This is a genomic window from Deltaproteobacteria bacterium, assembly GCA_019912665.1.
Taxonomy (GTDB): Bacteria; Desulfobacterota; GWC2-55-46; order GWC2-55-46; family GWC2-55-46; genus UBA5799.
The window spans coordinates 351345-375516 of record JAIOIE010000018.1 but is presented as its reverse complement, the minus strand read 5'-3'; the positions used below and the strand labels follow the sequence as shown (position 1 = coordinate 375516).

The following is a 24172-nucleotide window of genomic DNA, read 5'->3' as shown; positions in this document are numbered from 1 at the left end:
GCTGCGAGCGATAGTGTTTAGTTTGCTGATGGAAAAACCATATCTGATCGACAGCCACGCCCACCTCGACGACCCCAGGTTCGCAGACGACCTCGATGAGGTCATAACCAGGGCAAAAGAGGCGGGGCTCAAGACCATAATCACTGTAGGGTGCTGGAGCAAGAAGGACGGCTTCGTAAAGCCGATTGAGCTTGCCTCGAAGTACGACCTTCTCTATCTTGCGCTCGGGGTGCACCCGCACGACACCAAGGACGCGGCCGGCAAGGCCCCCTGGGACGAGATACGGAAGCTCGCTCTCGGAGAGGGCGCCGCAATAAAAAAGCTCGTGGCAATAGGCGAGACCGGGCTCGACTATTATTACGACCACTCGCCCAAGAAGGTTCAGAAGGACGCTTTCGTAAAGCAGATAAGGCTTGCGAGGGAATTGAACCTCCCTCTCATCATACACACGAGGGACGCGGAGAGCGACACCCTCGATATACTCCGCTCAGAGGGGGCGGGCGAGACAGGCGGGGTCTTCCATTGCTTCTCGGGCACGAAAGAGACCGCCAAGGCCGCCCTGGACATGGGCTTCCATCTTTCATTTACGGGGGTCGTCACCTTCTCGAAGGCAGACGCTCTTCGCGAGGTAGTGAAGGCCGTGCCAATAGAGAAGATGCTCATCGAGACCGACTGTCCCTATCTCGCGCCCGAGCCTTACAGGGGCCGGAGGAACGAGCCCTCGTTCGTGCTTGAGACGGCGAGGGAGATAGCGGCCGTAAAAGGCTTGAGCTTCGACGACGTGGCCAGGATAACGAGCCTCAACGCGGAAGACCTCTTCGGTCTCCGGGGCGCAACCGACAAGGCCCGGATAGCCTATCCCATAAGGAAATCCCTTTACCTCAACATAACCAACAGGTGCTCGAACCACTGCACCTTCTGCGCCAAGTTCAAGTCCTACACCGTGAAAGGGCATTACCTGAGGCTACGCGAGGAGCCGACCTTTGCCGAGATAATCTCCGCCATAGGCCCGGACCCGGAGGAGAAGTACGACGAGATAGTCTTCTGCGGCTTCGGGGAGCCGCTAATAAGGCTCGATATAGTTAAAGAGGTCGGGATGTACCTTAAGCGGAGGGGCTGCAGGATTCGGATAGACACGGACGGCCTGGCGAACCTCGTCCACGGAAGGAACGTGCTGCCGGAACTTAAGTTCGTGGACTGCGTCTCCGTGAGCCTAAACGCCCCGGACTCGAAGACCTATCAGAAGCTCGTGAAAACGCCTTTCAAGGACGACGCCTACCCGGCCATACTCTTCTTTCTCAGGGAGGCCAAGAAGCACATATCGAAGGTCGTGGCGAGCGTCGTCGCAGTGCCCGGCCTCGATATCGAGGCGTGCCGGAAAGTAGCGGAAGACGAGATAGGGGTGAAGTTCAGGGTAAGGGAATATAATACGGTAGGGTGAGCTGGCTTAACGGGATTCGCGCAATACGGTTGAAGCCTCTCTCAGGCCTTGTGCAAAAAGCCATTATCGCGCTGCCGCGCTCTTTTCGGGCATAAGGCTCGGCTCGCTTTCTTCCCCCATCCTCCTCGCTCGGCCCTTATGTCTCTCGGCCCTTTGGGCCGAGCTCCTGCTTCCTCGCCTCGCTCGCCCTTCCCCCAGCCCTATGCTCGCAACGCCTTATGCCCATGGGTTGTTTTGAAATGCAAAAACAGGAGCAGTAATGGTGGTTTTTGTCTTGAAACAAGCCCCGGAGGGTAAGGCGAGCGTAGCATTAGGGAGGCAGAGCGTGAACGGGCCGAGGCTGTAGGAGCGGAGCGACTTAAGGGGCCCGTTCACGGGGTGGGGGAGGCGGCAAGCAAGCGAGTCTTACCCTCGAAAACCGCGCGGAAGCGCGGAAAAGGTCTTTTGCACCCGCTGCAGCGCGATAAAAGGTCTTTTGCACAACCATTCTGCAATGCGGATAAGGTCCGATCAGATTGTCATCAGATACTCTCGCCAAGAATCCACACTCCGTCCAATCCTTCTTTTGACACTCAATCCCCTTGATGGTATCCTCATCCATCGGAGTAGAAAACAATGTCATTCAGATCAGGTTTCGTTTCCATAATAGGCAGGCCCAACGCGGGTAAGTCCACGCTCTTGAATAGCGTCCTCGGCGAGAAGATATCCATCGTCTCGCCCAAGCCGCAGACGACTCGGAACGTCGTAAGGGGCATCAAGAACCTCGAAGACTGCCAGATGGTATTCATAGACACGCCCGGCATACACAAGGGCAAGGGCCTTCTTAACGAACGGATGGTCAGGGAGGCGGTCGCGTCGTTAAAGGACGTAGACGCGGTGGTCCTTCTTATCGAGGCGGACAGGCCCGTTACGGACGAGGACAGGCACATAATCAACTCGCTAAAGGGCCTCAAGTGCCCGGTCTTATTGGGCGTAAACAAAGTTGATAAGATCGACAAGCGGCAGATACTCCCGCTTATCGACGAATACTCGAAGATATACGCCTTCAAGGAAGTGATACCCCTTTCCGCGCTAAAGGGAGAGGGGATGGAGCTGCTTGTAAGCACGCTCTCCGCCCTCATGCCCGAGGGGCCCAAATACTTCCCGGACGACGTACTTACCGACGTGCCCGAGAGGTTCATAGTCGCGGAGATAGTGAGAGAGAAGGTCTTCCTCTTCGCGCGCGAGGAGATACCGTACTCGGTCGCCGTGGTCGTGGACAAGTTCGTCGAAAAGAAGGGGCTCATATCCATAACCGCCACCATAAACGTCGAGAGGGAGTCCCAGAAGGGCATAATCATCGGAAAGGGCGGGGCCATGCTCAAGAAAATAGGCATATCCGCGCGCGAGGAGATAGAGAAGCTTCTCGGCTCCAAGGTCTTTCTGGAGCTATTCGTCCGCGTCCAGAAGGAGTGGACAAAGAAGCCGGGTGCGCTGAAAGAGTTCGGCTACTGAGGCCCTTCTCTGCATGGTCGTAAGTATCGGTCGCAATCATGAAAGGAGTCCAGGCGTAAGCTTGATATGAAACCGGTCGTAGCTATCGTCGGCAGGCCCAACGTGGGGAAGTCGACCCTTTTTAACAGGCTTCTCGGGAGAAAACGTGCCATCGTGCATGACATGCCCGGAGTCACGAGAGACCTGAATTTCGCGGACATGGAGGAGGGAGGCCGCCAGTTCACGCTCGTGGACACCGGCGGCTTCGAATCCGTAACCGAAGACGTCGTCCTTGCCCAGGTGCGGGAGCAGGCCCGGCTCGCCGTCGAGGACGCGGACCTTATCGTCTTTGTAATGGACGGCAGGGCCGGCCCGGCCCCGGACGATATTGAGCTTGTCGGGATGCTCAGGAAGTCAGGGAAACCTGTAGTATACGCCGTAAACAAGATAGATACGCCAAGGTACGAAGCCCTAGCGATGGAGTTTTACACACTCGGCATAGGCGAGGTGCTGGCAATATCGGCGGAGCACGGCACGGGAATAAACGAGCTCCTGGACGCGGTGCTCGAAAGTCTCCCGGAGAAGGCCCCGGCCCCTGAGGACGAGGAGAGGGTGAGGGTCGCGATAGTGGGGCGGCCCAACGTCGGAAAGTCCTCGCTCCTTAACCGGATAACCGGGAGGCCAAGGGCCATAGTGAGCGCGGTCGCCGGAACGACCAGGGACCCCGTTGACATGCCCGTCGACATCGACGGCAGGAAATACCTCTTCGTTGATACCGCGGGAATCAGGAGGAAGAGCAAGGTCAGCATGACCGTCGAGACATACTCGGTCATGGAGGCCATAAGGTCTATAGAGCGGTGCGACGTGGCTATTCTCGTTGTCGACGGCAAGGATGGCATAACCTCGCAGGACGAGAAGATAGCGGGCCTCATCGAGGACAGGAAAAAGTGCTGCATAGTGCTCGTAAACAAGTGGGACCTGGTCGAGAAGGACACCCGGACCGCGGATTACGCGACAGATACGGTAAGGAAAAAGCTCCCGTTTATCTCCTATGCGCCTGTAATATTCGTCTCGGCCCTTACAGGCCAGAGAGTGCCGAGGATACTCGAGACGGTGGACGCGCTTGTCGAGAAATCAAGGCGGCAGGTGGCGACCTCGGCCCTCAATAGCGCCCTCGAGTCGGTGGTCTCAAGGTACGGCCCCCACGCCTTCAGGGGCAAGGAAGTGAAGTTCTACTACGCCACCCAGGTCGGCACCGCGCCGCCGGCCTTCATAATATTCACCAACCACCCGGAGGGGGTCGAGGACTCCTATCAGAGGTATCTGGCATCCGGGCTCCGGGAAACACTCGGCCTCGAGGAGGTCCCATTGAGGCTCGTCTTCAGGGAAAGACATTGAGGGATGAGGGAACTGATATCCGTCGCCCGTGAGGGGATAAGGATATTCATGCGGACAGGCGGTTCCACGAACGCCGCGGCCATTTCCTTCTACGCCTTCTTTTCGCTCATACCTGTCATGTTCCTCGTGACCGCCGGGGTCGGTTTCGTTCTCGGCGCAAGGCCCGAGCTCCAGGAGAGGGTCATAGGCATGGTGAGCGAGAGCCTTCCATACCTGAGCGACACGATAATCAGCGAGCTCGAGGAGCTTTCGGAGAACTGGAGGACCTTCGGCTGGATAGGCATCCTGTCGCTCGTCCTTGCCGCCGAGTTCGTGATGAGCGCGATGGTCCGGGCGCTTACCTCGATATTCGGCACGGAGAAGAGCTTCGGGATGCTACGCACAAGGCTCATAGGCCTCTTTATGATACTCCTCGCGATACTGGCCGCCCTTTCCTCCATAGCCGTGACCGCCCTGTCGTACACCATCCAGGAACTCAATACCGGAATACATGGAGTCCAGTTCATTTTTAATCTTATTACTCTCCTGGTCTTCGGGCTCGTCCTGCCATTTTTTCTGGTGGCTGGCATAATAGCAGTGGTCTTCAGGGTGCTTGCAGGCGCCAACCTGGATTTCAGGCACGCCTTTTTCGGCAGCATGGTCTTTGCACTCCTCTGGGAGGCTGCAAAGCAGCTCTTCGCCCTTTATGTTGCGAATTTCCAGAGCTATAATAAGTTCTACGGCTCAATAGGCGCGCTCATGATACTCCTTATGTGGATATACTACTCCGCGAGCCTGTTCCTTCTCTCGGCATCTGTTGCCAGGGCCGCATACCTTGCCTCGGAGTCCAGGCGGGCGCTACGGCGCTGAATCCCTTGAAAACCGTGGTCTTTACGGGGGTTACGGGCTTTTATGGCTGAGATTTTTATTGTAAAACGGCAAAATCTGTGACACAATTATTTGTATTTAAGTTCCGATGAAAACTACTCATTACATAGGAGCATAGATGAACCAGCTATATAAGAACATAGCCATGTGGCTCATCATCATAGCCACGGTCGTGCTCATGTTCAATCTTATAAGCTATAAGCAGCCCTCCTCGGACAAGGTCGTATTCAGCGATTTCATCCAGGAAGTCGAGTCCGGAAACGTCGTCGAGGTCACAATCCAGGGGAACGACATAAGCGGGAAGTACAAGGACGGGAAGACATTTCAGACCTTCTCCCCGCAATACCCGGACCTTATAGCCAAGCTCCGCTCAAGCGGCGTCAAGATCGCCGCCGAGCCGGTCGTCGACAGCCCCTCCTGGGGCACGATATTCGTCTCCTGGTTCCCGATGATACTCCTTATCGGCGTGTGGATATTCTTCATGCGCCAGATGCAGAGCGGCGGCGGAAAGGCCATGAGCTTCGGCAAATCCAAGGCCAAGCTCCTGAGCGAAACGCAGCACAGGGTAACGTTCAAGGACGTGGCCGGCATAGAGGAGGCCAAGGAGGAGGTCGAGGAGATAATCGATTTTCTCAAGGACCCGAAGAAGTTCACGCGCCTCGGCGGCCGCATCCCCAAGGGAGTCCTCCTTGTGGGGCAGCCGGGCACCGGAAAGACCCTTCTCGCCAAGGCCATAGCCGGTGAAGCGGGAGTGCCGTTCTTCTCTATATCCGGCAGCGACTTCGTCGAGATGTTCGTGGGCGTGGGCGCATCGCGCGTCCGCGACCTCTTTGTCCAGGGCAAGAAGAACGCGCCCTGCATAATATTCATAGACGAGATAGACGCGGTCGGGCGCCACAGGGGCGCGGGCCTCGGCGGCGGCCACGACGAGAGGGAGCAGACCCTTAACCAGCTCCTCGTCGAGATGGACGGCTTCGAGTCCAACGAGGGCGTAATCATAATAGCGGCGACCAACAGGCCCGACGTGCTCGACCCGGCCCTCCTCCGTCCCGGCAGGTTCGACAGGAACGTCGTCGTGCCCAAGCCCGACCTTAAGGGCAGGGAGGAGATACTCCGGGTCCACACCTCCAAGACACCGCTCGCCGCCGACGTGGACATGGAGATAATAGCGAGGGGCACCCCGGGGTTCTCCGGCGCGGACCTCTCGAACCTCGTAAACGAGGCGGCCCTGCTGGCGGCGAGGAGAGGGAAGGACAAGCTCGAAAAGACCGAGTTCGACGACGCGAAGGACAAGCTCCTCATGGGAACCGAGAGGAGGAGCATGATAATCAGCGACGCCGAGAAGAGGAATACCGCCTACCACGAGGCGGGGCATACGCTGGTTGCGCGCCTCATCCCCGGCACAGACCCCATACACAAGGTCTCGATAATACCGAGGGGCATGGCGCTGGGCCTCACCCAGCAGCTCCCCATAGACGAGAGGCACACCTACAGCAAGGAGTTCCTGCAGAACAACATCTCCGTCCTCATGGGCGGCAGGGCCGCCGAGGAGCTTGTGCTTAACCACATGACTACCGGCGCCGGCAACGACATCGAGAGGGCTACCGAGATAGCGCGTAAGATGGTCTGCGAATGGGGCATGAGCGAGAAGCTCGGCCCCCTTACCTTCGGCAAGAAGGAGGAGCATATCTTCCTCGGCAAGGAAATGGCCCAGAGAAGGGACTTCAGCGAGGAGACCGCCGAGGAGATAGACACTGAGATAAAGAAGGTGGTCCTTGAGAACTACACCAGGGCCAGGAAGCTCATAGAGTCGCACATGGGAGCGCTCCACAGGCTCGCCAAGGCCCTCCTCGAAAAAGAGGTACTGGACGCCCCGGAGATAGACAGGCTCATCTCCTCGGGCGGCGAGGACGACCCCGGAGAGGGGACTCCTCCCGAGGCCAGGCCCGAATCGCTCAAGCCCGAGGACGCGGCCAGGCTCGGTGTCGTCCTGAAATAGCCTGGCCCCGCTCCACAACCTATCCGTAAAGCAGGCCGGACGCCCGGAGGCGTCCGGCCTTTAACCCTAAAACATTCGGACCGATTCCATTGAGGTTGCCCGTACGGTGTCTTGAGATCGCTTCAGCCGAGAGATCGCGCTCAGAGATGGAGCGGATCGGAGTCGACCCCGCCGGGGTACGCATAATGGCCCCGAAGCATTTCCATTACAATCTGAAGATAGAAGGGCTCACCCCGGCAGAGGCGAATATCCTTAAGCAGGACGCCCTTTCCATCGGGGGCGAGGCCGCGGTGGCGTGTGGCACTGTCTCTTCGTCTGTCGAGCGGACCGACGCCATCGTCTCCGGCACCATGAGGCAGTTTACCGAACTCATAGGCAAGCTCGGGTGCCAGCCTTTCGGCCTTCCGGAGGTAGCGGGCTCGCTCCGGAGGGCCATAGAGAACAGGGACCTCAAAACCTGGTCAGTCCGGGGCCGGAAACGGAGCTTCGAGGTCGGCCCCCGCACCGTGATAATGGGGATATTGAACGTTACTCCGGATTCCTTCTCGGACGGAGGGAGGTTCCTGGACTTCGACGCCGCGGTCCGGAGGGGGCTTGAGATGCTCAAGGATGGCGCGGACTGGATAGACGTAGGCGGCGAGTCCACAAGGCCCGGGGCCGAGCCGGTCGATCCGGCTACTGAGGCCGCTCGGGTCGTTCCTGTCATAAAGGCCCTCTCAAAAGAGGGGGCGGTCGTGTCGGTTGACACGACCAAGGCGGAGGTCGCCAGGGCGGCCCTTGAGGCAGGGGCCTCCATTGTTAACGATATTAGCGCCATGTCTTTTGACGAGAAGATGGCGGCAGTGGTCGCGGAAAGCGGGGCCCCGGTCGTCCTCATGCACACGAGGGGCACGCCCAGGACCATGCAGCTCGACACCTCATATGAGGACCTCATGGGAGAGGTCTACGGCTGGCTTCATTCGAGGGTCGAGCACGCCGTATCGAAGGGGATAGACCCTGAGAGCATTATCATAGATCCTGGAATAGGTTTCGGGAAGTCCGCCGAGGGCAATATGGAGATATTGAGAAGGCTCAGGGAACTGAAGTCGCTGGGCAGGCCCGTTCTCGTCGGCCTTTCCAGGAAGTCCTTCCTCGGGAAGTTCTCAGCCGGGAAGGGAGCAGGCGAGAGGCTGCCGGCGACACTGGCAGCGCTTGCGGCTTCGGTCCTGAACGGCGCCTCGATACTCAGGGTCCATGACGTAAAGGAGGCCAGGGAGGCTTCCGCACTTGCGGACGAGTTGGCTCGATGCTGAACCTGATTGAGAATATATTCGGCTTAAACGCCGTGGTGGCCGTGCTCGATATCCTCATCGTGGCCTTCGTCCTCTACTGGCTCATGCTCATGTTCAAGGGCACCAGGGCGGAGAGGATGCTATGGGGGCTCGGGATAATCGTTACGGTGTATTTCGTCTCCCAGAGGTTCGAGCTCCTTACGCTCCACTGGATACTCTCCAACTTTCTCGGGTCGATAGTCATATTCATAATTGTCGTATTCCAGCAGGACATAAGGCGGGCGCTCGTCCACATGGGCAAGCCCTTCAGCACCAGGGACGCCATGACCTCGGACGGCGCCCTGGAAGAGGTGGTCAAGACCGTCTCCAGCATGTCGGAGTCGAGGACCGGCGGCATCATAGTCCTCGAGCGCTCGATAGATCTTTCCGACTTCGTCGGCGAGGGGGCCGGGGTCGAGATAGACGCGAAGGTCTCGAAGGAACTCGTCCTCTCGATATTCAACCCGACCTCCCCCATACACGACGGCGCGGTAATAATACGGAAGGGAAGGGTGCTCCGGGCCGGGTGCATACTGCCGCTTACCAATAAGGAGCTCTCGAAGTCCATGGGCACGAGGCACAGGGCCGCGATAGGCCTTGCCGAGGAGACGGACGCGGCCATAATAGTCGTCTCCGAGGAAACCGGTGAGGTGACGCTCGCGGTCGAGGACGGCCTTTTCGTGGGCCTCGGGGCCGAGAAGCTCCTCGACGACCTGAGAAAGCTATTTGCCGCAGGATTTGCCGACAGCGAGGCCATATTCCCATGGAGGACCGGGGCGAAATGAGGTCCTTTCTCGCGTCCAACACGAAACTCAAGGTCCTGGCGCTGGTCTTCGCCCTTGCGCTATGGTTCTTCGTGGCCGGGCAGTCGAGGACCGAGGTGGGATTTCTGGTGCCCCTAGGGTTCAAGGGAATACCCAAGGACATGGTCATGACCAGCATGCCCCCTGACGAGCTGGAGGTACGGGTCACCGGGCCCAAGCTCTTCATAAACAACCTCTCGCCCACCCAGATAACCGCCGAGATAGACTTAAGCGGCGCAAGGGAAGGGCTCAATGCCTACCGCATACAATCCAAGGACATAATTACGCCGATGGGAGTCGAGGTGCAGAGGCTCCGGCCCAGCTCCATCGAGGTGAAGCTCGAGAAGGTGGTCAGGGCAGAGCTGCCCGTGAGGGCCAAGCTCACCGGCAGGCCGGCTGCCGGGTACAGGGTGGCCGATGTAACCGTATCGCCCAGGACCGTAGCCGTGACAGGCACCGAAAAGGAGATGAGGAAGATAAAAGAGGTAAGCACCAGGCCCATCGACATCTCCGGAATAGACGCCCCCCTGAACGTAAAAATCCAGATAGACCAGGCCGGACTTGAGCTCCGGAGCCTGAGCGTCGACAGCGTTGAAGTGAGAATACTCCCGAGGAAGGAGAGATAGCCCATGCAGGCCAGGAAGAGGCTCTTCGGCACCGACGGCGTAAGGGGTGTGGCGAACATCGAGCCAATGACCGCCGAGATGGCCCTGCAGCTCGGCAGGGCCATCGCCTACATATTCAAGCAGGAGGCGAGGCGCCACAGGATAGTGGTCGGGAAGGACACGAGGCTCTCGGGCTACATGCTCGAGGGCGCTATGATGGCGGGCATCTGCTCCATGGGGGTGGACGCGCTCATGGTGGGGCCGCTCCCGACACCGGGCATAGCCTTCCTCACCTCCAGCATGAGGGCGGACGCGGGTGTCGTCATCTCGGCCTCCCACAACCAGTACCAGGATAACGGCATAAAGTTCTTCTCAAGGAGCGGCCTTAAGCTCCCCGACGAGATGGAACTCAAGATTGAGGAGTTCATCTTCGAGAACCAGGACCCGAGCCACCGCCCGACAGCGAGCGAGGTCGGCAAGGCCTACAGGGTGGACGACGCGATAGGCCGTTACGTAGTATTCGCCAAGAACACCTTTCCAAGGGAGCTTACGCTCGACGGCCTGAAGATCGCCGTGGACTGCGCGAACGGGGCGGCGTACAAGGTGGCCCCGGCGGTCTTCTACGAGCTCGGGGCCGAGGTCATACCCCTTGGCGTCAAGCCCGACGGCGAGAACATAAACCGCGACTGCGGGGCGCTTCACCCGGAGAGGCTCGCGGCCGCGGTGAGGGAGTCGGGGGCGCACGCGGGATTCGCGCTCGACGGCGACGGCGACAGGTGCATCATGGTCGACGAGAAGGGCAATATCCTCGACGGCGACCACATGCTCGCGGTCTCGGCCACAGCGATGCTCAGGGAGGGCTCTCTCAAGGGCAATACCGTCGTAGCCACGATAATGAGCAACTCGGGGCTCGAGGAGGCGATAGAGCGGGCCGGAGGCAAGGTTGTAAGGACCTCGGTCGGCGACAGGTACGTGGTCGAGGAGATGCTAAAGCGCGGCTACAACCTCGGCGGCGAGCAGTCCGGGCATATCATCTACCTCGACCACACCACGACCGGAGACGGGGTCATATCGGCCCTGCAGGTGCTTAAGAGGATCGCGGGGGAAGGAAAACCCCTCTCGGAGCTCGCCTCGGTCATGAAGACCTACCCGCAGATACTCCTCAACGTAAGGATAAGGGAGAAAAAGGACCTGGGCTCCATACCCGCGGTCACTAAGGCATTGAAGGCCGTGGAGGAGAAGCTCAGGAACAGGGGCCGGGCCTTCATACGCTACTCCGGGACCGAGCCGCTCGCGAGGATAACGATAGAGGGCGAGAAAGAGGACGAGATCTCGGTTATGGCCAATGAGCTTGCGGAGCTGCTTAAAAAAGAGATAGGCTGATAAAGGCGCCTCCAAAATTGTTCTTTTCCCCGATGTCTTCGTTAGGGCGTAAGTAAAGATGCTCACAGATTGTCATATATGCTCCGCTTTTTTTCCCGGCCTTCCGGGAAAAGCGGGAAAAATCTCAAACTTTCAGAAGGTTGCCTGAAGCGAAATTTTGAATAAGGGCTGGGAGGAGAGTCGTTCTGATGTCGAAGCTTTCTGTGAACGTTGACCATGTGGCTACAATAAGGCAGGCGCGGCTCGGAAGCGAGCCGGACCCTGTCGCCGCGGCGATGATGGCGGAGCTCGCCGGCGCGGACGGCATAACCGTCCACCTCCGGGAGGACAGGAGGCACATACAGGACAGGGACCTCAGGGTCTTGAGGAAGACCGTTAAGACCGAGCTTAACCTCGAGATGGCCGCAACGAGGGAGATGCTCGACATGGCCCTTGAGGTGAAGCCCGAGCTTGTGACGCTCGTCCCGGAGAAGAGGAAGGAGCTCACGACCGAGGGTGGGCTCGACCTGAAGGCCAATGCCGAGCACCTTAAGAAGTTCGTGGGGCAGCTCCGGGACGGCGGCATACGTGTTAACCTCTTCATAGACCCCTCACCGGAGGCCGTTAAGGCATCTGCCAGGATCGGCTCCGACGGGGTCGAGCTCCACACGGGCACATACGCCGAAGCAAAGGGAGAAGAAGCAAGGCAAAATGAACTCAAGAGGATACACGACTCGGCGGTGCTGTCGAGAAAACTCGGGCTTAAGACGCACGCCGGCCACGGCCTCGATTACCTGAACATAGGGGGTGTCGCGGCCATGAGGGAAATAGACGGGTTTGCGATAGGTTTCAGCATTATCTCCCGCGCGGTATATACGGGCATCGGCGAGGCGGTCCGCGAGATGAAGCGTCTCATAATCGAATCGAGGCCCAGGTAGCCAGTCCATGATCCACGGGATAGGCATAGACGCGGTTGAGGTCCCCAGGTTCAAGCGGGCAATGGAGAAGTGGGGCGAAAGGCTTACCTCAAGGCTCTTTACCGGGTCGGAGCTCGCGTATTCGCTTCGCCTGAGGAGGCCTGAGCGCCACCTTGCCGCGCGGTTCGCAGCGAAGGTGAGCTTTTTCAAGGCCCTCGGAAAACCTGTGCCGTGGAGGGACGTGGAGGTAGTAAGGGCCTCATCCGGCGCGCCCGCCCTTAGCGTAAAGGGGCTGTCGGAAGGCATGAGAGTCAGCGTTTCCATATCGCACGACGGGGACCTGAGTATCGCGGAGACCATAATCGAGAGGGACTCTTGAAGGCCGCCGATTCCGAGACCATACGCAAGGTGGACATGGCCGCCCTGGAGAAATACGGCATTACAGGCCTGCAACTCATGGAGAACGCCGGGCGGGGTGTGGCCGAAATCGTGCTGAAGGCGGCTACGCCGGGCCGGGTGGCCGTTTTCGCCGGCAAGGGGAATAACGGCGGCGACGGTTACGTGGCTGCCAGGCACTTGAGGAACTCGGGGCGCGATACTGTCGTCTATTCCCTTTGCAGGATGGAAGAGCTTCTCGGTGACGCCGGAATGAACGCCGGAATATGGCGGGATATGGGCGGCGAGGTACGGGAGGTCCTCTCAAGCGCGGACCTCGACTCGGCCAGTTCCTCGATAAGGCATTCGGCCGTAATCGTTGACGCGATATTCGGGACAGGGCTTGAAACGGAGATTTCAGGGATACACGCAAGCGCGATAGAATTCGTCAACTCTCTCCGAAAAAAGACCATAGCTGTCGACATCCCTTCAGGCATAGACGCCACGACCGGCAATGTATTGGGGCGTGCCGTGATGGCCGATATCACGGCAACCATGGCAATGCCCAAGCTCGGCCTTCTCCTGTATCCTGGCAGGAACTATGCCGGAAGGGTCGAGGTAATAGACATAGGGGTCCCGCGCGAGCTCATAGAAGATGGCGGCATAAAATGGAATCTCCTTACCGGGGCTGATATAAGAAAGACCCTGAGGCCCAGGAGGCCCGAGTCCCATAAATCCACCCACGGCCACCTCCTTGTGCTCGCGGGCTCGCCGGGCATGACCGGGGCCGCTTACATGGCGGCTGTTTCCGCCATGCGGGCCGGGGCAGGGCTTGCTACCCTCGGCGTTCCGGAACGACTCAATAATATCATGGAGGCAAAGACGACCGAGGTGATGAGCCTGGGGCTTCCGGAGACCCCGGAAGGGACTCTGGGCACGCTTTCCTTCGAGGCAATAAAAAAGCTCCTCCCCGGTAAGACCGCAGTGGTAGTCGGCCCGGGCATGAGGAGTTCGGAGGAAGTAAGGCGCCTTATAGAGATGCTCCTTCACGAGGTCCGGGTCCCGGTCGTCATAGACGCCGACGGGCTCAACTCCTTCGGCCCGGGGATAGCCGCTGTCAAAAGAGAGGGCCTGAATATAGTCCTGACCCCGCACCCCGGTGAGATGGCAAGGCTACTCGGGAGGAGCGCGGCCGAGGTCCAGTCAGACAGGATAGGAGCCGCGGAAGAGCTCGCCAGCTTAACGGGAGCTACGGTCGTCCTCAAAGGCGCGGCAACCATCATAGCCGGCCCTTCTGGCGAGATTCATATAAACCAGACCGGGAACCCCGGCCTAGCCACCGCTGGAACGGGCGACGTGCTCGCGGGCATGCTCGGCGGCCTCCTTGCCCAGGGATACCCGCCGATACAGGCCGCGTGCGCGACTACCTATATCCACGGACTTGCCGGGGACGAGGTGAAGAGGGCGCAGGGCGAGCTCGGGATGATGGCCATGGACCTCGTGCCGGTCATACCCAGGCTCATGAACTCCTTCATAGACCACGCCTGAATGGAAGAGGCATTCACATACCTGACGACCTCCCCTGAAGAGACAGAGCGCATCGGAGAAGGACTTTCAGAAAAGCTCAGGGCAGGGGACTGTGTAGCGCTTACCGGCGAGCTCGGCGGCGGCAAGACCCGTTTCGTAAGGGGAATGGCCAGGGGGCTGGGCGCAAAAGGGGCGGTTAAAAGCCCGAGCTTCACGATCCTCAATATCTACGAGGGGGGGAGGCTACCCCTCTATCACATGGACCTCTACAGGATAATGGGAGAGGAGGAGTTCCTTTTCGCCGGGCTTGAGGAATATGTCCACGGAAAGGGAGTCGCCGTCATCGAATGGGCCGAGCGTGCGCCCTTGCTCCTCCGTGATTGCAGGATAACGGTCCGGTTCAGGTACGTCTCGGATACCGAGAGGGAGATCGAGCTTCGGATAAAAGACGACGCTGGAAAGCATGGAAAGCCTGTGTTATAAGTGAAAGACCTACGGGTTCCGGAAGCCTTTCAGGGGTGTTCCGGCATACTGAATAGCGGGGGTATTTGAGAGTGCGAGAGTTCGATATCGTTGTAGTCGGGGCCGGGCCAGGCGGCTATGTCGCGGCAATAAGGGCCGCGCAGCTCGGGGCCAAAACCGCCCTTGTCGAAAGGGACAGGATAGGCGGCACGTGCCTCAACTGGGGCTGCATACCGACGAAGGCCCTGTACTATTCGGCAAAGGCCCTGGAAAGCGCAAAACACGCGGCTGATTTCGGCGTGAACGCCGGTGAAATATCCTTCGACCTCGCCAAGGCCGTCGAGAGAAAGGACGGCGTCGTAAAAAAGCTCGTCGGAGGGGTCGAGCAGCTTCTCAAGGGCAACAAGGTAGAGGTCATAAAGGGTAACGGCTTCCTTGAGTCTGCCGTAAGGGTGAGGGTCACGAATAACGGCTCGACCGAGACCGTTGCGGCGAAATCCATAATCGTCGCCACAGGCTCCGAGCCCGCGATGATACCGGCCTTCAATATCGACCGGAAGGACGTCCTTACCTCGACCGAGATGCTGGACCTCAAGAAGGTGCCGGAGTCGCTCCTCGTAATAGGCGGCGGAGTCATGGGCTGCGAGTTCGCGACCCTTTTCTCCGCGTTCGGCAGCAGGGTAATGATAGTCGAGCTCCTCTCCTCCATACTCACTACCGAGGACAAGATGGTCTCGAGGGTCATAGCCAAAAAATTCAAGGAGACCGGCGTAAACGTCCTTACCGACGTGCAGGTCGAGGCCGTCATCCCCGAGGACGGCTGCGTAAAGACCAGGCTCAAGGACGGGCGCGAGTTCATGACCGAGAAGGTCATGGTCGCCATAGGCCGCTCGTTCAACTCGTCCGGCATAGGGCTTGACGCCCTGGGCGTGAATATTGAAAAGGGCAGGATAGCGGTGGACGAGCGCATGGAGACCAACGTCAAGGGCGTCTACGCCATAGGCGACGTCACCGGCAAGATGCTACTTGCGCACGTGGCCTCTACCCAGGGCATCGTTGCCGTAAGCGCCGCGCTCGGCAAGGACGCCAGGATGGATTATTCCGTGATACCGGCCGGGATATTCACCGACCCTGAGATAGCGAGCGTGGGCCTAAGGGAAAAGGACGCGGAGGAAAAGGGCATTGATGTAAGGGTCGGCAGGTTCCCGTACGCGGCGAGCGGCAAGGCCCTCGGCATGGGCGAGACCGAAGGTTTCGTGCAGATGGTCGCGGACCCCGGGACCGACAAGGTCCTCGGCTGCTCGATTGTGGGCGCACACGCGACGGACCTCATAGGCGAGGCCGCGCTCGCCATGAAGGCCGGGGTCACGGTAAAGGAGCTGGCCGAAACGGTCCACGCGCACCCGACCCTTCCTGAGCTCGTCATGGAGGCCGCCGAGGACGTGCACGGCCTGGCTATTCATAAGATTGGAAGAAAGAGGTAGGTCTTTGACCTGTTGAGAGGTTTTTAAAAATGGCATTGATAGTCCAGAAGTACGGCGGGACGTCGGTCGGCAACATAGAGCGCATAAAGAACGTGGCCAGGAGGGCCGCCAGGGCCAGGGGAGAAGGCAACGACGTAGTCGTGGTCCTCTCTGCAATGTCGGGCGAGACCAACAGGCTCGTGGCCCTATGCCATGAGGCGAGCGAGTTCCCGATAGGCCGCGAGTACGATGTCGTAATCTCCACGGGCGAGCAGGTCACCATAGGACTCCTCTCGATCGTCCTGAAGGAGATGGGCCTCAGGTCCAGAAGCTTCATGGGACACCAGGTCCCGATAGTGACCGACTCCCAGTTCGGCTCCGCCCGGATAGAGTCCATCGACGGGACGCGCATAAAGGACGAGCTCGCGAAGGGCTCGATCGTGGTGGTCGCCGGTTTCCAGGGCGTTGACCCGGAGGGCAACATAACGACGCTCGGCAGGGGCGGCTCTGATACCACCGCCGTTGCGCTCGCCGCGGCATTGAAGGCCGACCTCTGCGAGATATACACCGACGTGGACGGAGTCTACACGACCGACCCCAACATCTGCCAGGAGGCCCGGAAATTGAAGAAGGTCTCCTATGACGAGATGCTCGAGATGGCGAGCCTCGGGGCCAAGGTGCTGCAGACCAGGTCCGTCGAGTTCGCGAAAAAATACGAGGTCCCGGTGATGGTGAGGTCCTCGTTCAACGATTCAGAGGGCACGCTCGTCTGCAAGGAGGACAGGGAAATGGAAAAAGTGGTGGTCTCAGGCATCACCTACAACAAGAACGAGGCCAAGATATCGGTCCTCCGGGTGCCTGACAGGCCGGGCATAGCCGCCAAGCTCTTCAGGCCGCTTACCGAAGCGGGCATAAACGTCGACGTGATCGTGCAGAACATAAGCCACGACTCGCACACTGACCTGACCTTCACCGTCTCCAAGGAGGACTATAAGAGGGCCTTGAAGATCGTCGAGGGAATTGCGGCCTCCATCGAGGCAAAGCAGGTGGTGGGCGACACCAGCATAGCCAAGGTCTCGATAGTGGGCGCCGGGATGAGGAGCCACGCTGGAGTGGCCTCGAAGATGTTCGACGTGATGGCCAACGAGGGCATAAACATACAGATGATATCCACCTCGGAGATTAAGGTATCGATAGTGGTGGACGTGAAATATACCGAGCTAGCGGTAAGGGTCCTTCACGAGGCCTTCGGCCTCGGCAAGGGCGAGGTTACGGAGGAAGCGGGGGCATAGACGGGACGTTTTTTTTGTGCAATACCCGTATTCCATTTGAGAGTCAAAATGATCTTTTTGTACGACACAACGCTCCGCGACGGGACGCAGGCCGAGGACATCTCCTTTTCCGTCGAGGACAAGATAAGGATAGCCAAGGCGCTCGACGACCTCGGGGTTCATTATATCGAGGGCGGCTGGCCCGGAAGCAACCCGCGCGATATCGAGTTCTTCAAGTCCATGGCCGGGGAGAAGCTCGGGAATTCCAAGCTTGTGAGCTTCGGCTCCACCAGGCGGGCCGGGGTCAAGGCCTCCGTAGATGCGAACTTGAAGGCCCTCGTCTCGTCCCGCACTCCGGCCGTAACCATCTTCGGAAAGACATGGAAGCTCCATGTGCTTAAGGCCATCAGGGTCTCGCTCGATGAGAACATCGAGATGATCTTTGATTCGGTAGCCTATCTTAAAAAGAGGGTCGACGAGGTCTTCTACGACGCCGAGCACTTTTTCGACGCCTACAAGGACGACCCGGCTTATGCATTGAAGACCCTCAAGGCGGCCAAGGAGGCAGGGGCAGACGTCCTGGTCCTCTGCGACACGAACGGCGGGACCCTGCCTTTCGAGGTAGCCGAGATAACGAGGGAAGTCAGGCTCAATACCTCGGCCCGCATCGGCATCCACGCGCATAACGATTCTGATACGGCGGTGGCAAGCTCGCTTTCAGCCGTGAGGGAGGGCGCGGTAATGGTGCAGGGGACGGTGAACGGCTTCGGGGAGAGATGCGGGAACGCGAACCTCTGCTCCATCATACCGGCCTTGAAGGTCAAGATGGGCCTTGACTGCATCGGTGCCGAGAAGCTCAAGAAGCTCAGGAATACGGCAAGGTTCGTTAACGAGCTTGCAAATCTCCCTCATTTGAAGCACCAGCCCTACGTGGGCGACAGCGCCTTCGCGCACAAGGGCGGCATCCATGTGAGCGCAATCCTAAAGAACCCGGCGACCTACGAGCACATGAGCCCTGATCTCGTGGGCAATATCCAGCGCGTGCTGGTCTCCGACCTCTCCGGAAGGTCCAATATCATCTACAAGGCCGAGGAGTACGGGGTCGACATATCGAGCGGCTCGGAAGTCGTAAAGGGCGTCCTCAACGAGCTTAAGCTCCTTGAGCACCACGGCTTCCAGTACGAGGGCGCCGAGGCATCATTCGAGCTCCTCATCCAGAAGGCCCTGAAGAAGAAGGAGAGGTACTTCAAGCTCCTCGATTTCAGGGTCATAGACGAGAAGAGGAGCGAGGACGAGGCGCCCCACTCCGAGGCCACCATAAAGCTCGAGGTGAACGGAGTGGTCGAGCACACGGCGGCGGAGGGGAACGGCCCGGTCAACGCGCTCGACCGGGCCCTCCGGAAGGCGCTTGAGAGGTTTTACCCTTCCATCCGGGATGTGGAACTGCTGGATTTCAAGGTGCGCGTCCTTGCAGGGATGCAGGGCACGGCCGCGAAGGTGCGCGTCCTTGTGGAATCCGGCGACGGGGCGGATAAATGGGGCACCGTCGGGGTTTCCGAGAACGTCATAGAGGCGAGCTGGCAGGCAATCGTCGACAGCCTCGAATACAAGCTCTTCAAGGACGGGAAAAAAAGGAAAGGCAAGCCCCGGGCGTAAGCCTTGCGCATGCCGTATTCTTAGTCGGTCCCTTTGAGGATCAGGGGGGCAAAATGAGAGACAAGCGCTACCCCGCCTTCCTACTCATCTCAATAGCCCTTCTGGTTTTGTTCATCTACCGAAATCCATCGCTCTTTTCTGAAAAGCCTTCAGCGTCACTGCCATATAAGCCGCTTTCAACGGCCCCAACAAGCCCTTCTCCCGCCCCGCTTGCCAAAGCGGCTCCAGAGGACCCGAGGCCCTCCATCCCCGTTTTCCCTCTCGACATAAACAAGGCCTCGGCTGAAGACCTGATGCTCCTTCCGGGCATCGGCGAGAAGACCGCCTTGAGGATAGTCGAGAAAAGAGCGGAAATGAACGGTTTTCGGACGGTCGACGATTTGACAGAGGTCAAGTGGGTTGGTAAAGTCAAGTTGGAGAGGATTCGGGGCCTTATATTTGCCGGGCCGTCCAATAAGACCCCAGGTCCCACTCCAGAGAGCCTTCCGTAAACAGCAGCTCGCCTTGGTTTTATTCACGAAAATCAACTGAATACAAGTATTTTGAAAGCCGGGGTCTTTCTTATGCCGGATGACATCCTGTCAGAGTTGAGGGCCAGGGAAGAGGAGATGGAGGCCCTTATAAACGAGGCAAGGCAAAGGGCCGCCCGCATACGGGAGGAGGCTGCCAGGGAAGCTAAGGCGCTTAAAGAGTCCTTGATAGCCGCAGCCGAGGCCGAGGCGGCGCGGCTTGCGGCATCCGAGCGCGAAAAAACCGAAAAGGACGCCAGTGAAATAGAGGAAAAGGGGAGGAGAGAGGCAGGGGAATTGAGGGAAAAGGGCGAGAGGAAGTTCGAGGGGGCCGTATCCGAGGTCATGCGTTTCCTCATGGAATCCATAGGTGCGCCCAGATGATAAAGAGGATGCTCAAGGTGAGGATAATAGGCCCCAAGTCGCGCATCGATGAGGCGGTTAAGGCGCTCCATTCGGCGGCGGTGCTTCATATAGAGACTGTTCCGGAGGAGGATATCCGGAACGGAGGCCTCATCCGTAGGCTCCCGATAGAAGCTGAAAGGATAAGGGAAAAGGAAGAGCTCGAAAGGGCGCGCGAAACTCTTGCGAGCCTCACTGCCCTTGTGCCGCCGCCGCCGGTCGTAAGGCCCGCGCGGGTGGAGGCCAGGATGATACCTAGGTACATGGGCGACCTCGCCCATATCGGCGAGAGGGCAAGGGAGCTAAGGGCGCGGAAGGACTCGCTTTCGGAGGAGCTTTCCTCGATAGGCAAATACGAGAAGCTGCTCCGCGGTTTCGCGCCCATAGTATCGAGGCTCGGGGGGTTGAAGAATTTCGAGATCGCAGGCATTACGCTTGAGCGGACGAGGGAAGACATAGCAGGCTTACTCGAATCCGAGGTCTCCAGGATCACCGACGGGGTTTACAGGATGCTCATGAGGGACCTGGACCCTGAGACTATCGGGGTGGTGCTCGCGTATCCCAAGCACTTCGACCCGCAAGTAAAGTCACTCCTTGCGGGCAGGGCCATAAGCGAGGTGCGCCTCCCTGACGAGTACGCGGACATGGCCCTCGTAGAGGCTTTGATGCGGATGGAACGGAGGAGGGCACAGATACCCGGGCTCATAAGGGACATCGACAGGGAGCTCTCAACTATCGGGTTTCAGTGGTACGACGAAATCGCCGGGACCGCGAGGGCGGTAGATAACGCGCTCGACGAGTTCGGCGCGCTCTCTTACGCGGCGGCGAGCTCCTTCGCGTTCATAATCGAGGGTTGGGTCCCCGCCGAGAGGTACGGAGACCTTCTTAGGGAGTTCCGGGCGGCTTTCGTCGAGAGCGTGAGAATAAGCACAATTGAGACGGGCGCGGCCCAGGACGACTCTGTTCCCGTCCTCATAAGGAACCCCTGGTTCATAAGGCCCTTCGAGGTATTCCTCTCGGCGCTCCCTCCGCCCAGGTACGGCTCGGTGGACCCGACCATTTATGTGGCGATATTCTTCCCTGCCTTCTTCGGCCTCATCGTCGCTGACATGGGCTACGGCGCGGTCACGATGGTTCTCGCACTTTTCATCCGCTCAAGATTCAAGGGCATGAAGGCTTACAGGGACATAGCGACCGTGCTTGCGATAGCGAGCGGCTCCGCTATAGTCTTCGGGTTCCTCTTCGGCGAGTTCTTCGGCGACCTTGGAGAGAGGCTCGGGCTCCACCCTATTTTATTCCACAGGATAGAGGCCCTTACGACGCTCATTTACGTCACCATAGGGATAGGGGTCTTCCATGTGCTTCTTGGGATAGCGCTTGGCATAAAGAGCAGCATAACAAGGAAAAAGACCAAAAAGGCGGGAGCAAGGGCGGCGTTTTTCGTCCTCGTCGTCTCGTTCCTCTGGGTGCTGGGCTCGCTCTCAGGCTACCTGCCGGGCGAATACCTTCCGATAGCGGCGGCCGTTTCGGCCCTTTCCTTTATCGCGCTCGTTGTCCTTGAGGGCATACTTGGACCCGTGGACTTCCTCGAGGCCCTTGGCAATATCATTTCCTATGTGCGTATCATGGCCGTGGGCACGGCTTCGGTAGTAATGGCCCTGGTCGCGAACAGGCTGGGGTCGCTCCCCGAGAGCATGGCAATAGGAATAGCGATTGCCGGGCTCATGCACCTTCTAAACCTGCTTTTGAGCATACTTAGCCCCTCGATACAGTCGATGAGGCTCCAGTATGTCGAGTTCTTCAGCAAGTTCTACGAGGGCGGCGGAAGGAAGTACAGGCCTTTCAGGAGGCGTTAGCCGGAAGCACAAGGCAACCTCTAAAATCGATCTTTTCACCGGACTCTGTGTCAGACCGGGAATAAAATGCTATATGCTCCGCTTTTCATTCCCGGCCTTTTAGAGGTTGCCGCAAATTAACGTAGGAGGCGAACATGCAAGAGGGACTCATAGCGCTCGCAGCCGCGCTGGCCATAGGGCTCCCGGCCCTGGCTACAGGATGGGCGCAGAGCAAGATCGGCGCTGCCGGGGCAGGTGCCGTGGCGGAGAAACCGGAGCTTACGGGCATAATAATCATACTGGTCGCCATCCCCGAGACAATGGTGCTCCTGGGCTTCGTCGTCGCGTACCTATTGATGGGCGGTTAGGGGGCGGGCATGGCCGCAAACCCGGATGATTCCCGCGACCCGCTCATAGCCGCGCTCGAGGAGGACGCCAAAGGGCAGGCTTCGAGGCTCATCGAGGAGGCCGAAGAGGCGAAGGAGGAAATTCTCCGGCGCGCAAGGGCCGAGGCCGAAAAGGAAGCGGATGAGCGCCTCTCAACGCTCCGGGAGAGGCTTACGCGCGAGCGGGCATCGATTCTAAATAGCGCGAAGACAAAGGCCGCGGGCCTTAAGCTAGGGGTCAGGCAGGAGCTTGTGGGGAGCGTGCTCGTTGAGGCGCAAAAAAGGCTGCTATCCCTTCCGGACGCGGATTACGGAAGGCTCATTGACCGGCTTTACCTGGCCCTGAGGGAGGAATGGGCGAAGGCGAGGCCGGGCGAGCAGGCGATCATCCGTCTAAACCCGGCTGACGCGGCCCGCATACGCGCGGACGGCGCACGGGTAGAGCCGGACTCCAAGGTGGCGGGCGGGGTCGTCCTGACCTCATTCGACGGCAGGGTGGTATTCGAGAGCACGGTTTCTTCGATGATCGAGAGGGCGAGGAAGCTCATGGTCCCCGCGATAGACAAGCTCCTTTTCAGGGAGGCGCTCCCGTGATAATGCCCGCGTCCAGGCCGTCCCATACGGATTTGAGCTACTTTAACGCGAGGGTCAGGGGACTCAGGGGAAAGCTCCTCAAAAGCCAGGACTATGAGGCGCTCATCCAGTCTGAAGGCCCTGCTCAGGCAGTTGATAGGCTCCGATCGAGCGCCTACGGCCCTGACATCGAGGCCGCACTGGCGCGTTTCGTCTCAGTCGAGGAGGCGTTCCCCGCGGCCCTCAAATCCAGCCTCTCGGACTCCTTCGAGCTTCTCTGGAAACTCGCTCCCGAAGGCGCAAGGCCGTTCCTCAAGGCGGTCTTCAGCATTTGGGAGATCTTTGACCTCAAGGCCATTATACGCGGGATATCGAGGGGCGTAAGGAGCGAGGACATCCGCGATGTCCTCATACCAGCCGGAGAGCTCGATACCGCGGCGCTCAATACCCTCCTTTCATCCAGGGACTTGCAGGACCTTGCGGGCTTTCTCCGCACATGGGGGAGCATATATGCGAAGCCGGTCTCAAAAGGCCTGCCCGCGTTCATTAAAAACGGCAGGACCGCTGAGATGGAGATAGCCCTCGACAGGCATTCGGCTGAGGCGCTTCTTTCGGCCCTCGAAGGCGAATGGCTGGACGTCAGCATAATGAGAGGCTGGGCCGCAATGAGGGTCGATTTCATAAATATAACCACCCTTGTCAAGATTTCCGGCGAGGCCTACACCCCCGAGGGCGCGGGTGAGTTTTTCGTAAGAGGCGGAAAGGCGCTCAGGAAAAACGAGTTCATAAGGCTTTCGGAGCTTAAGAAAAGGGAGGAGCTTTTCGACGCGCTCCGGGGCCTCATAACCGAGCCCGCCATAAAGGGGGTGCTCGATTCGGGAGACCCGCGCGACCCTGCCCTCCTTGAGGAATCGGCTGAAAAGGCGCTCGAGAAGCGCCTTGCCGCGACCGCCGTATCGGAGCCGCTTTCAATTGCCCTGGGCGCCGCATACATACACATGAAGGTCGGGGAGACCAGGAACCTGAGGCTCATCTTCAGGGGAAAGCTCTTCGGGATGCCCGAGGACGAAATAAAGAAGCTCATGTTCCTGCCTTTATGAGGCTTATATGGCGGAACTGCTCGTTATAACAGGGCCGGGCGCATCTATCGGCTTCAGGTGCGCCGGGGTCGACACACTTGAGGTCAAGGAGGACTCCGATATCTCGGGCACGCTCCTCAACATCCAGTCGGTCGGAAAATACGGGCTCGTCGCAATCGAGGAGCGGCTTCTTGAAAGGGTCCCGGAGCTTGCGATGAAGCGCCTCCGGAAAAAAGGGCTCCCTATTATCATACCCATAAGCCTGCCGCTTAAGTGGGACGAGGCGGGGGCGGCGGAGTCCCCGGTAGTCCGTCTCATAAGAAGGGCCATAGGCTACCAGATAAAAATAAAGAGATAGCATATCTAAAAATTGATCTTTTCCACGGACTCTGCGTAGTTACGGGAATAAAAATGCTCATATATTATTCCTGTATGCTCCGTTTTTTATTCCCGGCCTTT

At 58.9% G+C, this 24172-nt stretch carries 23 protein-coding genes; all 23 read left to right on the top strand.

The window, feature by feature from the left end; translation table 11 throughout:
- The first annotated feature begins 28 nt into the window (after nt 1-28).
- The 23 genes from K8I01_06245 to K8I01_06135 all read left to right on the top strand — a co-directional run bounded on the left by K8I01_06245 (nt 29) and on the right by K8I01_06135 (nt 24071).
- Complete coding sequence (locus tag K8I01_06245) at nt 29-1441, top strand: YchF/TatD family DNA exonuclease (protein MBZ0220014.1); 1413 nt, start codon at nt 29-31, stop codon at nt 1439-1441.
- 615 nt (nt 1442-2056) lie between these two features.
- Nucleotides 2057-2935 carry a GTPase Era gene (gene era, locus K8I01_06240; GenBank protein ID MBZ0220013.1) on the top strand — a complete coding sequence of 293 codons (879 nt, stop codon included), beginning with the start codon at nt 2057-2059 and terminating at the stop codon, nt 2933-2935.
- A gap of 66 nt (nt 2936-3001) precedes the next feature.
- On the top strand, nt 3002-4312 hold the full coding sequence (der, locus tag K8I01_06235; protein ID MBZ0220012.1) for a ribosome biogenesis GTPase Der: 1311 nt from the start codon (nt 3002-3004) through the stop codon (nt 4310-4312).
- Nucleotides 4313-4315: 3 nt separating this feature from the next.
- A complete protein-coding gene (locus tag K8I01_06230) occupies nt 4316-5161 on the top strand; it encodes a YihY/virulence factor BrkB family protein (protein ID MBZ0220011.1) in 846 nt (281 codons plus the stop codon).
- Nucleotides 5162-5297: 136 nt separating this feature from the next.
- Nucleotides 5298-7178 (top strand): ATP-dependent zinc metalloprotease FtsH, encoded by a 1881-nt coding sequence (gene ftsH, locus K8I01_06225; GenBank protein MBZ0220010.1) that lies wholly within the window; start codon nt 5298-5300, stop codon nt 7176-7178.
- A gap of 146 nt (nt 7179-7324) precedes the next feature.
- Nucleotides 7325-8470, top strand: coding sequence for a dihydropteroate synthase (folP, locus tag K8I01_06220; protein ID MBZ0220009.1), 1146 nt, complete (start codon nt 7325-7327; stop codon nt 8468-8470).
- Nucleotides 8464-9273, top strand: a complete 810-nt coding sequence (cdaA, locus tag K8I01_06215) for a diadenylate cyclase CdaA (protein ID MBZ0220008.1) — start codon at nt 8464-8466, stop codon at nt 9271-9273. Before folP ends, cdaA begins: the two co-directional genes overlap by 7 nt.
- Entirely contained in the window at nt 9270-9917 is a 648-nt protein-coding gene (locus K8I01_06210; protein ID MBZ0220007.1) for a hypothetical protein, read from the top strand. The genes cdaA and K8I01_06210 overlap by 4 nt, the downstream gene beginning before the upstream one ends.
- A 3-nt stretch (nt 9918-9920) precedes the next feature.
- Nucleotides 9921-11279, top strand: a complete 1359-nt coding sequence (gene glmM, locus K8I01_06205) for a phosphoglucosamine mutase (GenBank protein MBZ0220006.1) — start codon at nt 9921-9923, stop codon at nt 11277-11279.
- 188 nt (nt 11280-11467) lie between these two features.
- On the top strand, nt 11468-12196 hold the full coding sequence (locus tag K8I01_06200) for a pyridoxine 5'-phosphate synthase (protein MBZ0220005.1): 729 nt from the start codon (nt 11468-11470) through the stop codon (nt 12194-12196).
- A gap of 7 nt (nt 12197-12203) precedes the next feature.
- The gene (gene acpS / locus K8I01_06195; GenBank protein MBZ0220004.1) at nt 12204-12554 is read left to right on the top strand and encodes a holo-ACP synthase; all 351 of its coding nucleotides are present in this window, start codon (nt 12204-12206) and stop codon (nt 12552-12554) included.
- Entirely contained in the window at nt 12551-14098 is a 1548-nt protein-coding gene (locus K8I01_06190) for an NAD(P)H-hydrate dehydratase (protein MBZ0220003.1), read from the top strand. The genes acpS and K8I01_06190 overlap by 4 nt, the downstream gene beginning before the upstream one ends.
- Nucleotides 14099-14560 carry a tRNA (adenosine(37)-N6)-threonylcarbamoyltransferase complex ATPase subunit type 1 TsaE gene (tsaE, locus tag K8I01_06185; GenBank protein ID MBZ0220002.1) on the top strand — a complete coding sequence of 154 codons (462 nt, stop codon included), beginning with the start codon at nt 14099-14101 and terminating at the stop codon, nt 14558-14560.
- 71 nt (nt 14561-14631) lie between these two features.
- Nucleotides 14632-16023 (top strand): dihydrolipoyl dehydrogenase, encoded by a 1392-nt coding sequence (gene lpdA, locus K8I01_06180; protein MBZ0220001.1) that lies wholly within the window; start codon nt 14632-14634, stop codon nt 16021-16023.
- A gap of 29 nt (nt 16024-16052) precedes the next feature.
- Nucleotides 16053-17294 carry an aspartate kinase gene (locus K8I01_06175; protein ID MBZ0220000.1) on the top strand — a complete coding sequence of 414 codons (1242 nt, stop codon included), beginning with the start codon at nt 16053-16055 and terminating at the stop codon, nt 17292-17294.
- A gap of 48 nt (nt 17295-17342) precedes the next feature.
- A complete protein-coding gene (gene cimA / locus K8I01_06170; protein MBZ0219999.1) occupies nt 17343-18929 on the top strand; it encodes a citramalate synthase in 1587 nt (528 codons plus the stop codon).
- Between the two features lie 53 nt (nt 18930-18982).
- Nucleotides 18983-19420: a helix-hairpin-helix domain-containing protein gene (locus tag K8I01_06165; GenBank protein ID MBZ0219998.1), complete on the top strand. Its 438-nt coding sequence runs from the start codon at nt 18983-18985 to the stop codon at nt 19418-19420.
- A 72-nt stretch (nt 19421-19492) separates the two neighbouring features.
- Nucleotides 19493-19822 (top strand): hypothetical protein, encoded by a 330-nt coding sequence (locus K8I01_06160; protein ID MBZ0219997.1) that lies wholly within the window; start codon nt 19493-19495, stop codon nt 19820-19822.
- Complete coding sequence (locus K8I01_06155; protein ID MBZ0219996.1) at nt 19819-21696, top strand: hypothetical protein; 1878 nt, start codon at nt 19819-19821, stop codon at nt 21694-21696. The genes K8I01_06160 and K8I01_06155 overlap by 4 nt, the downstream gene beginning before the upstream one ends.
- Nucleotides 21697-21830: 134 nt before the next feature.
- Complete coding sequence (locus K8I01_06150; GenBank protein ID MBZ0219995.1) at nt 21831-22043, top strand: ATPase; 213 nt, start codon at nt 21831-21833, stop codon at nt 22041-22043.
- Nucleotides 22044-22052: 9 nt separating this feature from the next.
- A complete protein-coding gene (locus K8I01_06145) occupies nt 22053-22655 on the top strand; it encodes a V-type ATP synthase subunit E (GenBank protein MBZ0219994.1) in 603 nt (200 codons plus the stop codon).
- Nucleotides 22656-22657: 2 nt separating this feature from the next.
- Nucleotides 22658-23734 (top strand): V-type ATPase subunit, encoded by a 1077-nt coding sequence (locus K8I01_06140; protein ID MBZ0219993.1) that lies wholly within the window; start codon nt 22658-22660, stop codon nt 23732-23734.
- Between the two features lie 7 nt (nt 23735-23741).
- Nucleotides 23742-24071, top strand: a complete 330-nt coding sequence (locus K8I01_06135; GenBank protein ID MBZ0219992.1) for a V-type ATP synthase subunit F — start codon at nt 23742-23744, stop codon at nt 24069-24071.
- Nucleotides 24072-24172: the final 101 nt, after the last annotated feature.